Origin of the sequence: Streptomyces sp. NPDC051183 (assembly GCF_040682455.1) — a bacterium.
Taxonomy (GTDB): Bacteria; Actinomycetota; Actinomycetes; order Streptomycetales; family Streptomycetaceae; genus Streptomyces.
The window spans coordinates 53,816-67,950 of record NZ_JBFBBA010000034.1; the positions used below are offsets into that span (position 1 = coordinate 53,816).

General features: G+C 73.7%; 14 protein-coding genes and 1 pseudogene. 7 read left to right on the forward strand and 8 right to left on the reverse strand.

What is annotated here, in order from left to right; translation table 11 throughout:
• Positions 1-124 precede the first annotated feature (124 nt).
• Positions 125-691 (forward strand): N-acetyltransferase, encoded by a 567-nt coding sequence (locus AB0M99_RS27120; protein WP_365924803.1) that lies wholly within the window; start codon positions 125-127, stop codon positions 689-691.
• Here the strand turns inward: AB0M99_RS27120 and AB0M99_RS27125 are convergent.
• Entirely contained in the window at positions 670-2,061 is a 1,392-nt protein-coding gene (locus AB0M99_RS27125) for an ATP-binding protein (protein ID WP_365924861.1), read from the reverse strand. The genes AB0M99_RS27120 and AB0M99_RS27125 overlap by 22 nt on opposite strands.
• A gap of 67 nt (positions 2,062-2,128) precedes the next feature.
• Positions 2,129-2,806, reverse strand: a complete 678-nt coding sequence (locus AB0M99_RS27130; protein WP_365924805.1) for a response regulator transcription factor — start codon at positions 2,804-2,806, stop codon at positions 2,129-2,131.
• 138 nt (positions 2,807-2,944) lie between these two features.
• Between AB0M99_RS27130 and AB0M99_RS27135 the strand changes: the two genes are divergently transcribed.
• The gene (locus tag AB0M99_RS27135; RefSeq protein ID WP_365924807.1) at positions 2,945-3,592 is read left to right on the forward strand and encodes a hypothetical protein; all 648 of its coding nucleotides are present in this window, start codon (positions 2,945-2,947) and stop codon (positions 3,590-3,592) included.
• 71 nt (positions 3,593-3,663) lie between these two features.
• Here the strand turns inward: AB0M99_RS27135 and AB0M99_RS27140 are convergent.
• Positions 3,664-4,077: pseudogene (locus AB0M99_RS27140) on the reverse strand (ATP-binding cassette domain-containing protein); the annotation flags it as partial.
• Positions 4,078-4,162: 85 nt separating this feature from the next.
• On the opposite strand from AB0M99_RS27140, the gene AB0M99_RS27145 reads away from it, so the two are divergent.
• Both AB0M99_RS27145 and AB0M99_RS27150 read left to right on the forward strand, forming a co-directional pair.
• Positions 4,163-6,505: a hypothetical protein gene (locus AB0M99_RS27145; RefSeq protein WP_365924809.1), complete on the forward strand. Its 2,343-nt coding sequence runs from the start codon at positions 4,163-4,165 to the stop codon at positions 6,503-6,505.
• A gap of 43 nt (positions 6,506-6,548) precedes the next feature.
• Positions 6,549-7,478 carry a hypothetical protein gene (locus AB0M99_RS27150; protein ID WP_365924811.1) on the forward strand — a complete coding sequence of 310 codons (930 nt, stop codon included), beginning with the start codon at positions 6,549-6,551 and terminating at the stop codon, positions 7,476-7,478.
• On the opposite strand, the gene AB0M99_RS27155 is transcribed toward AB0M99_RS27150, so the two are convergent.
• The 3 genes from AB0M99_RS27155 to AB0M99_RS27165 form a co-directional block, all read right to left on the reverse strand.
• On the reverse strand, positions 7,435-7,860 hold the full coding sequence (locus AB0M99_RS27155) for a hypothetical protein (RefSeq protein ID WP_365924813.1): 426 nt from the start codon (positions 7,858-7,860) through the stop codon (positions 7,435-7,437). The genes AB0M99_RS27150 and AB0M99_RS27155 overlap by 44 nt on opposite strands.
• A 75-nt stretch (positions 7,861-7,935) precedes the next feature.
• Positions 7,936-8,532 carry a CHAT domain-containing protein gene (locus AB0M99_RS27160; protein WP_365924815.1) on the reverse strand — a complete coding sequence of 199 codons (597 nt, stop codon included), beginning with the start codon at positions 8,530-8,532 and terminating at the stop codon, positions 7,936-7,938.
• Positions 8,533-8,540: 8 nt separating this feature from the next.
• A complete protein-coding gene (locus tag AB0M99_RS27165) occupies positions 8,541-10,118 on the reverse strand; it encodes a CHAT domain-containing protein (RefSeq protein ID WP_365924817.1) in 1,578 nt (525 codons plus the stop codon).
• Between the two features lie 203 nt (positions 10,119-10,321).
• Here AB0M99_RS27165 and AB0M99_RS27170 point away from each other — a divergent pair, with 203 nt between their 5' ends.
• Positions 10,322-11,110: a class I SAM-dependent methyltransferase gene (locus AB0M99_RS27170; protein ID WP_365924819.1), complete on the forward strand. Its 789-nt coding sequence runs from the start codon at positions 10,322-10,324 to the stop codon at positions 11,108-11,110.
• Here the strand turns inward: AB0M99_RS27170 and AB0M99_RS27175 are convergent.
• Entirely contained in the window at positions 11,085-11,990 is a 906-nt protein-coding gene (locus tag AB0M99_RS27175; RefSeq protein ID WP_365924821.1) for a hypothetical protein, read from the reverse strand. The genes AB0M99_RS27170 and AB0M99_RS27175 overlap by 26 nt on opposite strands.
• Positions 11,987-12,325 (reverse strand): PadR family transcriptional regulator, encoded by a 339-nt coding sequence (locus AB0M99_RS27180; protein ID WP_365924823.1) that lies wholly within the window; start codon positions 12,323-12,325, stop codon positions 11,987-11,989. Before AB0M99_RS27180 ends, AB0M99_RS27175 begins: the two co-directional genes overlap by 4 nt.
• Positions 12,326-12,471: 146 nt before the next feature.
• Between AB0M99_RS27180 and AB0M99_RS27185 the strand changes: the two genes are divergently transcribed.
• Both AB0M99_RS27185 and AB0M99_RS27190 read left to right on the forward strand, forming a co-directional pair.
• Complete coding sequence (locus tag AB0M99_RS27185) at positions 12,472-13,215, forward strand: SOS response-associated peptidase (RefSeq protein ID WP_365924826.1); 744 nt, start codon at positions 12,472-12,474, stop codon at positions 13,213-13,215.
• 51 nt (positions 13,216-13,266) lie between these two features.
• Positions 13,267-14,118, forward strand: a complete 852-nt coding sequence (locus tag AB0M99_RS27190) for a GNAT family N-acetyltransferase (RefSeq protein ID WP_365924828.1) — start codon at positions 13,267-13,269, stop codon at positions 14,116-14,118.
• Positions 14,119-14,135 lie beyond the last annotated feature (17 nt).

Below are 14,135 nucleotides of genomic sequence, written 5' to 3' on the forward strand. Positions count from 1 at the left end.
TCGGGGCGACAAGTCCCACCGTGGCGCAGCCGGCCCCCGACCTCCCCCGACACGCCGCCGCGCCCCCGCCCCCGCCCCGGTGATCGCCCACTTGCCTCCCCGGACGGCCCTTAGGCTGCTGGTCATGAACACGGCCATGATCAGCAGCGGGACCGGTGAACCCATCGCCCTTCACGTACGGGGTCCGGGCTCCGAAGCTGAACCGGGAGACCCGTTCGTGGAGTCGGCCCACCGGATCCTCGCGGACCTGGTCCGGGACGGGGCCGCGCTGGGCTGGGTCGAAGCCCCCTCGCGCGGCGAGGTGGAGGAACTCCTCGGCCGCGTCGTCGCCGCCGCACGGACCGGGGACGGGGCGCTGCGTGCCGCGTACCTCGGTGATCGGCTCGTCGGGCTCGGGTACTGGCTGCGCTACGCACGGCCCACCCATCGGCCGCACGCAGATCTGGAGAAGCTCGCGGTGGACGGCGCGGTGCACGGGCACGGTGTCGGACGGGCGCTGACCGAAGCTCTGATCGCCGACGCCCGCCGGGCCGGTATCGAGGTGCTGACCCTGGACGCCCGTGGCGACAACAGCGGCGCCCTGCACCTCTACCGGTCGCTGGGCTTCACCGAGTACGGGCGGCTGCCCGACTTCGTCGCCGTCGGCGAACGCCGCTACGACAAGGTCTTCTACATGCTCGACTTCCGGTGATCGCCCGCCGGGGCTGACAGCGGCAGCCGGACGACGAAGCGGGCCCCGCGCGGGGAGTCCTCGGCCGTCAGGGTGCCGCCGTGGTGGGCGGTCAGGTCCCGGGCGATGGCGAGCCCCAGCCCGGCCCCGCCGTGGTCGCGGCTGCGGGCGTCGTCGAGGCGCGTGAACCGCTCGAAGATCCGCTCCCGGTCCTCCGGCGGGATTCCGGGCCCGTCGTCGGTGACTTCCAGTACGGCGGTCCGCGCGTGCTGCCCACCGCCGGTGCGCAGCACGACGCGGATCTCCCGGTCCGCGAACCGCTGGGCGTTGTCGAGGAGGTTCGTGACGACCCGGCCGAGCCACAGCTCGCTCCCGGACACCTCCACGCCGGCCGCCAGGTCGGTGCGTACGGGCACGCGGTCGCCGAGCCGGGCGCCCACCGTGTTCTGCACGAGGTCGGTCAGGACCAGGCGGACGGCTGCCACGGGCTGGGCGGCGTCGATGCGCGCGAGCAGCAGCAGGTCGGAGGAGAGCTGCTGGAGCCGCTCGATGTCCTCCAGGGCACCGCTGATCAGCTCGGGCCACAGCTGCGGATCCCGGACGGCCAGGGCCACCTCCAACTGCGTGCGCAGGACGGTGATGGGGCTGCGCAGCTCGTGGGAGGCGTCCGCGATGAACTGCCGCTGGCGGACGCCGGAGGCCTCCAGCCGGTCCAGCGTGGCGTTCATCGTCTCCGCCAGGCGGGCGACCTCGTCGCGGGTGGCCGGCACCGGCACCCGGCGGTGCAGGTCGCGGTCGGAGATCCCGGCGACCTCGGCGCGGATCTCCTCGACCGGCCTCAACGCGCGGCCCGTGACCCGCCAGGTGACCAGCGCGACGGTGGCCAGCAGCAGGGGTACGCCGATCGCGAGCGCGGCGGTCGTGGTGTCGCCGGCGGCGTCCGCGTCGCGCAGGGAGGCCCCCGCGTAGACGGTGGCCATGCCCTGCGGGGTGTCCGTGACGACCTGTACGACCCGCTGGCGGTGCTCGCTCCCGAGCGGGCGGACCTTCCAGGTGTGCACGCGGGTCCCCGGTCCTGAAGGGCGGGCCGCGGGGAAGGCGGGAAGACCCGCCAGGTTCGGGCTGGCGAAGACGACCCGGCCGTCGGCGTCCACGACCTGGACGAACTCGACCCCGCGGGCCGGGGGCCGTACGCGGTCGAGCCGCCCGGCCGCGGCGAGCTGGGCCACCGTCTCAGCCTGGCGGCGGGCGTCGTTCTCCGCGTTGCGCCGCAGATCGGCCGAGAGCAGCCCGAGCAGCGCGAACGAGGCGAGCGCCAGGGCCACGGCCACCACCGCGCAGGCGCCCGCGGTGGCCCGCGCCCGGACCGTGGTGGGCCACAGCCGCCGCAGCCGGCCCGGCCGCCACGGCCGCCGCAGTCGGCCCAGCAGGTGCGGGCCCGGCCGGAACAGGGGTCGCTCAGCCACCGTCGGCCGCCAGCCGGTACCCCGCGCCGCGTACGGTCTCCAGCGCGGTGCGCCCGTACGGCGCGTCGATCTTGCGGCGTACGGCGCTGACGTGGACCTCCACGACATTGGGGTCGCCGTCGAAGGCGCTGTCCCAGACCTGCTCCAGGATGTCCCGCTTGGACACCACCTCGCCGGAGCGCCGGGCCAGGTACTCCAGGACCGCGAACTCCCGGGCGGTGAGCCGGATCTCCGTACCGCCACGGGAACAGGAGTGCCGGGCGGAGTCGATCAGCAGATCGCCGAACCGCATCACCTGGGGGCGCCTGCGGCCCGTACGACGGCCCAGCGCGCGGAGCCGGGCGACCAGGACGAGGTAGGAGAACGGCTTGGACAGGAAGTCGTCGGCGCCGGTGTCCAGGGCCTCCGCCTCGTCGTACTCGCCGTCCTTGGCGGTGAGCATCAGGATTCCCGACTCGTTGCCGGCCGCCCGCAGTTTCGCGCACACCCGGTAGCCGTTGAGGCCGGGCAGCATGATGTCGAGCACGATCAGGTCGTAGTCGTGCTCCGTGGCCAGCCACAGGCCCTGCGGCCCGTCATGGGCCACGTCCACGGAGAACCCCTCCGACTGGAGCCCCCGCTGGAGGGCCACCGCCAGCCGCCGTTCGTCCTCCACCACCAGTACGCGCATGCCGACAGGGTCTCAGGTGCGGACGGCGGTCGGCTGAAGAGGTCTTCAGGAAGCTTCAGGTGGGCTTCAGGATCGGCTCAGCATGCTCGGGAACCAGCCGGGTGCAGTGAGCGCCCGGTTGTCCTGAGGAGTACCGGTATGTCTGATACTTTCCCACCGCTTGAGCAGCCCGGGCAGCCCGAGCGGCCCCCACAGCCCCCTCAGCCGGAGGACGCCCCGAAGGCCGGGGGCCGGGGTCGTGCCGCCCTGGACCGCCTGGTGCCCCGGAGCAGGGGAGCCCGGTGGGCGGTGCTGGGCGCGGCCGTGGTGATCGTGGGCGGCGGGGCGGCGGCCGTCGCCGTCTCCGAGCACCACCACGGGCGGATGGACCGGGGCCCGCGCCTCGCGTGGTTCGAGGACGGCCACGAGGGCGGCGGCAAGTGGGGTCCCGTCGGTGAGGGCGAGCGCCGCGGCGGCCCGCCGGGCGGCGGCCAGGGCCGGCACGACGGCCCGAAGGTGCGCGACGGCCTCGACGGCCTCAAGGGGCTCGACGGCGGCGACGCGCGGCCGGGGTCCCCGAAGAACGCCCCTGCGCCGCTCCCGTCGCTGTCGATCGGCGCCGCAGCCGACAAGGCCGCCGCGGCGGTGCCGGGCGGCAAGGTCGAGAGCCTGCGCGTGGTCGCCCAGGAGGGCGGCGGCAGCGCCTGGCGGGCCGTCGTCCTGGGACCGGACGGCGTCCGGCACGCGGTGACCGTCTCCGGTACGGACGGCACGGTCACCGACAACACCACTCCCGCGGGCCGCTAGGGGGTGTCTGGCGCCGGAAGCCTCGTCGGCCGCTGTGTGGGGCGGCGGCCGGCGAGGGCGTACCGGTTCATTCACGCGGCCGGCGCCATGGAGACCTGCCAGAACTCGGCGTAGCGGCCACCGCGGCGCAGCAGTTCGTCGTGGCTGCCTTCCTCCACGATCCGGCCGCCGTCCAGGAAGGCGATGCGATCGGCGCGCCGGACGGTCCGCAGCCGATGCGCGACCATCACCACGGTCCGGCCCGGCATCAGGCGCTCGATGCCCTCGTGGACCGCCGCCCCGTTCACCGGGTCCAGCGCGGAGGTCACCTCGTCGAGCAGTACGACGGGCGCGTCCTTCAGCAGCGCTCGCGCGATCGAGACGCGCCGGCGCTCACCGCCCGACAGCAGTGCGCCCCCCTCGCCGACGTCCGTCGCCCAGCCGCCGGGCAGCCGCCCGATCACCTCGTCCAGCCCCGCCGCCGTCGCTGCCGCCCGTACCTCGGCGCCCGACGGCAGGGAAGCGCCCGCCCCGGCGTCGCCCGAGTTCACCGCGGCGCCGATCACCCTCGACGAGGAGGAGATCGGCACGGTGTGGCTGGAACGCCCCGGCCCGCCGAGCCCGCTCGACGAGGTGCTCCTCGACCGGCTCTCCATCGCCACCGCGGCGGCCGTCGAGCGGTACGGTCCCGCCCGCACGACCATGGCCGACCCCGCCCTCGTGGAGCTGGTGATCAGCTCCGACAGCGACGAGGCGGCCCGGGCCCGGGCGCTGCGGCTCCTGGGCTTCGCCGCCGACCTGCCGGTCCGCGTCGTCGCCGTACGGTCGCGGCTCCCGCTCGACCGGATCGGCGGCCTGGTCTGCCCGGCGCGTCCGGTGAAGGCGGCATCGGTCGCCGACGTGGGCGTCATCCTCGCCACCACCGTCGACCCGGCGCGGTTTCCGGCCGGTGTCCGCGCGGGCATCGGCGCCGCCGCGAGACCGGCGCCCTGCGCCTGGGCCTCACCCTCACCGCCGCCGCCGCGGTGCCACCGCTCGCCCCCGGCCGCCACCTGCTCACGGACCCCGACGGCCGGACCGTCGACATCCACTCGGCCTGAGCACCGAGGGCTCGCAGGACTTCTGCGCCGTCGGCGGAGCGGCACCGCCTATTTGCCCGGAATGTATGCAAAGGTGCGACCGCGAACCGTGTTCCGAAGGGAGATCGCGCTGGACGGCCCTGAGCCGGACGCCCCGGACGAAAGCCCCGCCGCCGAGCCGCCGCCGGAATCACCCGAGGAGCCGGGCAACGGTTCCCGTTCGCTGCCGTGGTGGCTGGGTCTGCTGGCGGTGGCGGGCCCGCTGCTCTCGGCGGGCCTCGGTCCGCTGCTACAGCTCTTCGGCATCGAGTCCGGTCCCGTGGGCGCCGCCCTCCTGCTCCTCGCGGTCCTCATCGGCGGGATCGTCGCCGTCAGGATGACCTTTGCCGACCGGCCCAAGATGTCCCGCCGCGCGCGCCGGCTGTCCGTCGCCGGCCTGGTGGGATTCCTCGGTGTCTGCATCGCTCTGGTGATCGTCTTCCAGCCGAGTCCACCGCCGCCGGAGCTGCCCCGCCTGCCCGGGGGCCAGGACGTGGCCGTGGTCGGCTTCGAGGGCGTCGGCGCCGGCCACGACCAGCAGGTGCTGGACGACGTGTCGGAGGTCTTCACGGCGGATCTGATGAAGGACAAGCTGCCCGAGGGCAGCAGGGCACACGACTACGCCAGGCTGATCTCGCCTCCCCTGGAGGTGCTCGGAAGAGCGGGGCAGGACCACCAGGAGCTGGACGACTGGACGAACCGCTTCGTCGAACGGACGAACGCCGGGATCGTCATCGGCGGTCTCGTCGCCACCGACTCCGCCGGGCAGACCGAACTCCGTCCGGCCGTCTACGTACGGGCCGCCCAGGTGGCCGACGCACCCGAACTCGCCGGGTGGTACCTCAGCGGGCCGATCCGGCTCGATCAGGACTGGAGCTCCGACACCGGCCGCAGACACGTGATCTCCGAGCTGGTACGCCGCACCCGCGGACTGGCCGGTTTCACCCACGCCCTCGACCTCTGGCGCAACGGCGAAGTCGACGAGGCGAAGCGGGAGCTGGACCGACTGCTGCCCGCGGGCACGGGCACCACCCGGCAGGACGGAGCCGAGTTCGTCACGACCGACCTGGTCCGGCTCTTCCGCGGCCACGTCCTCGAACAAGTGGCCTTCGGCCTCCCAGCGGCTCAGCGCAAGCCCTACCTCGAAGCGGCTCGCGCCGACTACCGGGCCATCGACCCGAACGGACGGATCGCACTGCGCGCGCGCCTCAGCCTGGCGGGTGCGCAGTACCAGCTCGCGCTCGGCCCCTCCCCGAGCTGCCGCCCGGGGACGGTGGACGCCGCAGCCCTGACCGCCTCGTCCGCAGAACTGCGGCGCCTCGCGGCCGACGGCCTCTTCTCCGAAGTCGGCAGGCTGCGGGCTTCGGTGAACCTCGCCCAGGTGGAGCAGTGCAGGGTGACGGCTCGGATCGTTCCCGACGACGGGACCATCGAGGAGGCCTTGCAGCGGGTCCGCTCCGCCGAGGGGGGCCGCACGGTCAAGGACCTGCAGACACTGGCCGCCTCCGTCGCGGCGGTGCACGCCTTCGGGCGCGGCGATCTGGCCGCCGCCATCTCCTTCATCAAGGAAGCGATCGCCGGGGAACGCGGCTTCGCCCGGCGCGGGCTCTGGCAGGCGCTCGCGGCCTCTTGGGAGTTCCAGCGCGGCGACACGGACTCGGGCTGCCGCGACATGCGGGCCGCGCTCGACCAGCTGGGCGCCGCCCGGGCCAAGGGAGAGATCACGTCGCAGCGGTACGAGGAACTCAAGAACTCCCTCCAGCAAGAGGCCAAGGGCGCCGGTGCCCGGTGCCCCGACGCTTCACCGGCCGGCTGATCCGGAAAGGACTGTGGTGCGCGTGACACCGAGACGACTGATCTTGAGCATTGCCATGCTGGGCTGGGTCGCCGCGGGGTGCGGCAGCCCGCCGTCGGAGACCACCTCCCCGAGCCGTGGCGCCGCGTCGGCGTCCGCCACCCCGAGCGACGCCCGCACGCAGACGCTGACGCCGACCCCCACGATCCCCCCGACCACCAACCCGGCCACGGACGTCCTCCTGGCCGAGCAGATCACCATCCTCGCGGCCGGCAACGGGGCCGTCCCCGACTGCACCGCGGACCTCGGGAAGATCCCCGGCATCGGCGGCGGCTCGCCCGCGGTCTGGATCGGCAACATCCGCGCACTGGACCGGGTCATCACCCCCGACGAGGTGGCCCTCTGCCTGAGCGGCTTCTCGCCCGACGCACCCGTCGACGTCGTCGTCACCGCCGGCGGCCGGCAGTACGCGACCACGGCCCGGCCCGCCGCCTCCGAGCTCACGTACGCGCACGACGAGCCGTCCGAGTCGCTCTTCACCGGGCAGGCGCTGGCCGTGCACCCCCAGGGCGACGGCGTGCTGCAGAGCGAGAAGTGGTGGTTCGTGCCGCCCGACGCGGCCCGGGAGGACCTCGCCGCCGCCGGCACGCTCACGATCCGGGCGACCCAGGGCACGCTGGCGGCCCGGCACAGCCACCCGGTCGAACTTCCGGACAGCCCCGACCGCTTGGTCGTGGACAGCGGCAGCCACCGGATCCTCATCTACGGCTTCGAGCCCGGAGCGCGGATCCCGGTCGGGCTCTACAGGACCGACTCCCCGACCGAAGCCGGAGACCGGGCCTCGCTCGTCCGCCAGATCGGCACGGTCGTGATGCCGCGCTCGCGGAGCGTGGTCTTCACCGTGCCCGAGGACATCGTCAGGGAGGCCGCCGGCCAGGGCTCGTACTGCGTCACCGTTCCGATGCCGGAGCAGTACAACTGCCCCCAGCCCTAGGGGGTGTCTGGCGAATCAGGGCCGGGCCCGGCCCTGATCCGAACGGCCCCCCGTCGTGCCTCTCCAGCCACTCACCGCCGTCCTCGGTCACGAACGTCACCCCGGGGTCGGACCCCAAGTGCTCGCGGGCGACCCTCTGAACGGCCCCGTCCAACTCGACCGTGACCAGACGCGAGGCGCTGTCCATCCCGCTGAGGAGCCACACGGTGCCCTCACCCACCCCCGTGCCGAGTTCGAGGACACGGCCGCCGGGGCGGGCGGCCGCGAGGAGGGCCAGCAAGCTGCCGGTGCGCTCGTCGCAGGACATGCTGAAGCCCGCTTCGCGCGCCGCGTCGCGCAGGGCCGGCAGGCAATCCGGGAAGCGGTTCGGCGTCTCGTCCATCCGGAGATCATGCGACCGCCCCAGCTGCCCGCACAACGCCTTTGTCGCCGTCAGTACCCCGGCGGGCACCGCGCCTCATGCGCCGGCATGGAGGTACGCCGCCCACAGGTACGGGTTGCGCGTGCGGTCGTAGGCCCCCGGGAGGTCCGCTCCGTCGCGCACCTCTCGGACGGCTCGGTGGAGCGCCTGCGCGGCGCGCTCCGTGTCGGGGGGAGCGGAGCCGGTGCGCAGTCCCGCGTAGAAGCTGTCGGCGAGGGCGGCGGCCATCCGGTCGTGGATCTCCCAGAGGGAGCCGATCACATGCGGGAAGCCGGCGAGCTGGAAGGCCGAGGCGAGGTGGATGGCCTCGTCGGAGAGTCTGCCGCGCGTCGAGGAGGCGGTGCTGCAGGCCGACAGGTACGCCAGCCGGGCGCTGTCCAGTTCGGTGGGCAGGAGGTCCTGGACGGTCAGCGGAGCGCTTGCGTGGTCGTGCAGGAGCAGCCGGTTCAACGACGGATCGGCGCCGTCGGTCATGCCGTGGCAGGCGAAGTGCGCGACGGTGATGCCCGGCAGCCGCGCCAGTACCTCGGAGCTGACGGCCGGGCCGTCGGCGGGCGGGTCGACGATCACGTCCGGGCCGCACAGCAGCGTCACGTCGGTGAAGTGGCGCCGGACGCGGGCGACTTCGTCCAAGGCCTGGCTCAGCGCCCCCCGTCGGGCAGCCCCGGTGTGACGGGCATGGCCACCAGCAGCGCGCGGTGCGCCACGGGCCCGGTGCGCTGCCGGCGGGCCTGGGCCCGGGCGTGGCGCAGTGCGCGCAAGGTGGGGGTGTAGGAGCTGACCACGCGGTCCATGACCGTACGGCGGCCCGCACCGTCGGCACCATCGGCGGCGAGGTCGGTGTGGTGGCCGGCGGCGTGCAGGGGCAGCGCACCCAGCACGCCGCCAGGCGCCCACCACAGCCGGGGCCACGGCTGTCCCTCCTCGGGCTGCCGGGTGTGGCCGAGCCGGGTCAGTACGGGCTCGGCCACCGCGTCCCACAGCCATCCCAGAACCGAGGTGAGGACGTCCTGGGCGGCCAGTTGTTCCTCGAAACCGGCGTCGCCCGACAGGGTGTCCACCGCCGTGCGGAAGGCGGACACCCGCTCGGTGACCGTTGCGGGGGTCAGGGCGATGAGTTCGACGGCCGTGATGCCCTCGGAGGTCAGCAGCAGGGCGTCGCTGCGCAGCAAGGTGACGTTGAGCATCACGAGGGCGCCCTCCGCCGCCTCCGCGAGGGCCTCCGGGAGCGTCGGGGGCTTCCCGAACGCGGCGAGGTGGGCTCTGACCTCCTCGGTCAGTTCCTGGAGTTCGGCGGCGTGCAGCCGCTGCTGTTGGGCGATGCGCACCTGCCACGCGGCCCGGGCTGCGATGTCCGAGGCGCCCACGGGCGGAAGCCCGTCGGGCACGGGGTTCTCCACACGGTGCCTTGCTTCCTTGAAACGCCGCACCAGGTCGGGCCGGGTCCGTTCGAGATCCGCCAGGTCGCCCCTGGTGCCGAGCGCGTGCCCGAGGAGCACCGCCCGGCCCGACTCCAGTACCAGGTAGGCGCGTTCGGCCCGCTCCGCCGCCGTTCCCCGCCGGGCGCCCAGTACGAGGGCGGCCGCCGTGCCGGCCGTACCGCCCAACCGGGACATCATGTCCTGGCGGTCGGCCCGGTACGAGTACCACGAGGCGATCCGCGGCAGCATGCGTACGGCCGCCTCGGCGAGGTCGGCAGCGCGGTCGGGGTCCTCGGCGGCAAGCATTCCGGCGGCGACGAGCGCGGCGGTGATCCGGACCCCCTCGTCCGCCTGCTCCTCCTCCCATGCGGCGATGCCCCACACGATCGCCTGTTCCCGGTCGTCCGCGGCGCCGGTCCGGGCGAACCGGTCGCTCAGGGCCGAGGCCATGGACGACGCCGCGCCGCCCCGTGCGGGCCGCAGCGCGGGCATGTGTTCGAGGGCGCTCCGCAGGCACTCGACCGCCCGGTCCAGGTCGGTGGCCGAGGACGGGGAATCCGGGCGCTCCGAGGCCCGTGCGTGGAGGGCGATCGACAGGTTCATCAGCGCGGTCTGACGGCTCACGCTGCCCTCGTCCGTCGCGTCTGCGGCGGCGGTGAACGCGCCGACCGCGCGGTCCAGATCGGCCGCCAGCCCCTTGGCGTCGTAGCGCCGGTGCAGGGCGATGCCGAGGCTGTCGGCGGCCCAGCTGGGCGTGAGTGCGACGGCGGCCCCGTACGCGCTCGGGCAGGAAGTCACCCGGCTGCTGGAGGGTTCCCCGCCCCCGGCGCCCCGCCCCTGAGCGGAACGGCGAGTCGTCCGAGGACCTCGCCGAGACAGACAGTCCAGTGGTTTGTATATGTCGGCCACCGACGTATGGTGAGGTCTGAAGATCCTCCCCGTCGGCGGTCGCTCCTGCCCCGCCGTCGGGAATTTCGCCGTGCGACGGAGATGGAGTGCCCATGGCCACCAAGAAGGACCTCACTGCCAACCGGGAGTCCCTCGCCCACAAGGTCCGCCACGCCGCGAGGCGGCCGGACCGGATCGCCCCGTATCTGAAGCGGGCCGCCCGTGACCGGTGGCTGGCCTTCAAGCACCCCGACCACGTGAGCTACTACCGGGCCGTGATGGCCTCGGACACGCGCCGCAACCCCGAGGCCGCCGTCGGCAGCCAGACCCACGAACGCTGGCTCGCTCTGGGGCAGATGCAGTTCGACTACCTTCTCCGGCACGGGCTGACGCCCGGGGCGCGCATGCTGGACATCGGCTGCGGCAACCTCCGCGCCGGCTGGCGCTTCATCGACTTCCTCGAAGCGGGCCACTACTACGGCGTCGACATCTCGCCCGACATCCTCATCGAGGCCAAGCGCACCCTGACCGACCGAGGGCTGCAGGCCAAGGTCCCGCACCTGACCATCACCGGGAACCTGACGCTGGACTTCCTCCCCGACGGATACTTCGACGTCGTCCACGCCCACAGCGTGTTCTCGCACTCACCGATCGAAGTGATCGACGAGTGCCTCGCCCACGTGGGCCGCGTCCTGGCGCCCGGCGGCCACTTCGACTTCACCTTCGACCGCACGACCGGCACCGAACACCAGGTCCTGCGCGAGGACTTCTACTACCGCACCCAGACCCTCGTCGACCTCGCGGCCGGGCACGGCCTGACGGCGCGCTTCATGGAGGACTGGGAGGAGCTCGGCCACGGCCAGTCCAAGATCCGTGTCAGCGTCGGCCGCTACGACGGCTGAGCGACCCGGAACGCCTGCGGCGCCACATCCGCACGGCCAGGGCGGTGAAGGCGAGCATCCCGAGGAACGGAAGCGCGGTGTCCCTGCCGAACGACCCGGCGAAGTAGCCCGTGACGAGCAAGGGCACGACGGCCAGGGTGAACTGGCCGGCCGTGCGTACGCCGGACAGTGCCTCCCGCCCGAGCAGGACCAGCGCGGCGGCCAGGGGCAGGGTGAACCGCCACAGCGGGACGGCGGCGGACCCCTCCGCACCGGGCAGGGCGAGGATCACCACGGACAGCAGGGCCCAGACCATGAGCGCCAGCCGGCCCGCACCGCTCCTGATCCGGCCGTACGGGCGCAGGTCCGGCGGGCAGAGCAGCGGGACGGCCGCGACCGCCAGCGGCGGTATCAGGTAGGCCGCGTGCATCAGCGGCATGTGGAGCGCGCCGGGCAGTACCGCGACGAGCAGGCAGGCCGCGGTGCCCGACGAGCCGGCGAACGCACACCGCGTACCGGCGGCGAAGCGGCCGCCCAGCGCGATGACGGTGCCGATGAAGGTCAGCAGGTGGAAGCCGTTCATCGCGTAGCCGAGGGGGCCGACGGAGTCGGGTTGGCCGGTGACGTAGAGGTAGTTGAGGCTGGAGGCGAGCAGCGAGGCGGAGTACGCGCCCGTCGCGGCCAGTGCGAAGGGCGCGGCGGCCGCGAACAGGCGCCCGCCGCGGTGCGCGGACCCCACCCGCAGGCGCAGGCGCAGCGCGTGCGCCACGATGTCGCCGGCTTCCCGCAGGCGGGTGAGCGGGCCTGCGTCCTCGGTCGCCTCCCGATAGGCCTCGGACATCTCGTCGCCGAAGGCCCGGCGGAAATCCTCGGGGTACAGGCGCAGCAGGCGAAGGCTCATGCCGTGGCCGTCCCTCCGGAGACGCCCAGGCGGCGGGCTGCCTCGCGCGCGGTCGCGGCGATCCTCTCCGCCTCTGCGGCCAGGCTCTGCCGGCCGGCGGCCGTGAGGCTGTAGGTGCGGCGCAGCCGGCTGTCGACGATCTGCTCCTCGTGGACCTCGATCAGCCCCTGGCTCAGGAGGCGCTCCAGGGCCCCGTACAGGGTGCCGGTCCGCATCTTGACGCGCCCGCCGGATATCAGCTCCACCTCGCGCGCTATGGCGTACCCGTGGCGGGGCTCGTCGGCGAGCGCGGTCAGGAGGAGCAGGGTCGGTTCCTGCATCGCACGATCACTCATGTCCTGCATGGTAGGTCACCCACCGGCATATACCGGCGGTCTCTACACCCGTCCGGGGGAGCGGGGGCGCGAGCCCCGTTCCGTCGTGCCCGGCCCGTGGGCGGGCCTCGAACGCCGGGGCCGGGTGCGGTGGCAGGCTGGGGGCCATGTGCGGTCGATATGTCTCCACCCGCGGTCCTGAGGACCTGTCCAGCCTGTTCGGGGCCACCAGGAGGGATCCGGGCCGGGCGCTGGAGCCGAGCTGGAACGTCGCTCCCACCGACGGGGTCTGGGCCGTACTGGAACGGGCCGACCGCGAGACCGGCGTGCTGGAGCGGCAGCTGCGCGCGCTGCGGTGGGGCCTGGTGCCCTCGTGGTCGAAGAGCCCGGCCTCGGGGGTGAAGATGATCAACGCGAGGGTGGAGACGGTGCACGAGAAGCCGGCCTACCGCAGGGCCTTCGCCAAACGCCGCTGCCTGCTGCCCGCGGACGGCTTCTACGAGTGGGTTCCCGTGCCCGCCGCCGATACCGCGAAGGCGTACAAGCAGCCGTACTTCATCCAGCCCGAGGACGGTGCCGTCATGGCGATGGCGGGGCTGTACGAGTTCTGGCGCGACCCCGCGGTGGCCGACGAGGGGGATCCGGCCGCGTGGTGGGCGACCTGCACCATCATCACCACCGAGGCCACCGATGCCGCCGGCCGCATCCACCCCCGCATGCCGCTCGCCCTCACCCCCGACGACTACGACGCCTGGCTCGACCCCGCGCACGAGGACCCGCACGAACTGCGGGCCCTCCTCGCCGCCCCGGGCGGCGGCCGGCTGGAGGTGCGCGCCGTGTCGACCGCGGTCAACAACGTGCGCAACAACGGCCCCGAGCTGTTGGAGGGCGGTCCCGTCCCCGGCGCCTGACCGGCCTTAATTCGAAGGCCGCGCTCGGCCGGCGGCCCCTAGGGTGGCCGGATGAACGAGATGGAGATCGTGGCAGACCGGGGTGCGTGGCGAGCCGGGTTCGAGGAACGGGTGCTGGCCGGGTACCGGGCCGCGGGGTGCTCGGAGCCGCTGGCCCGGGCCCTGCTGGAACGGGCGGCGAAGGGCATCGACGACTGGACGGTGGCCACGGACGGCACCGAGTGGACAGCGGTCGGGGTGACGCAGGAGAACGGGGCGGCCGTGGGCCGGATCCACGACCTGACCGCGCCGCAGGGCCGCGCATGGGCCGAGCGGTGGTGCGCCGGGCAGGGCGCCCAGCGGGTGGAGGTCCGGCTCACCGGCGGAGCGGGGGCGTTCGCCGACTATCCCGTACGGGGACAGAACCGGATGCGCGCCGCCGCCGAGCGGCCCGAACTGCCGCCGGGCCTGACGGTGCGCAGGCTCACGGAGGAGGAGTACCCGGGCTGGTACGCCGGTGAGGAGGCCGCGTACATCGCGGACATCGTCCGGGCCGGAGCGCTGACCCCGGAGCAGGCCAAGGAGAAGTCCGACCACGACTTCGCCCTCCACCTCCCGCAGGGATACCTGACCCCGGGGCACGCCTTCTACGCGATGGAGGCCGACGGCCAGGTGATCGGCACCGGCTGGGTGAACCACGGCTTCCTGCCGGGCGTGACCTTCGGCTTCTCGCTGGAGGTGTACGAGGAGCACCGCGGCAAGGGCTACGGCCGGGCCGCGATGGCCGTCGGCGAGTGGGCCACCCGGCGGGGCGGCGACGAGGTGATGATGTTCAACGTCTTCGGCGGCAACGAGGTCGCGATGGGCCTGTACGACAGCACCGGCTTCGCCGTGCTGGACGAGTTCCGCTTCATGGAGCTCTAATGCCGCGTCGGGAACTC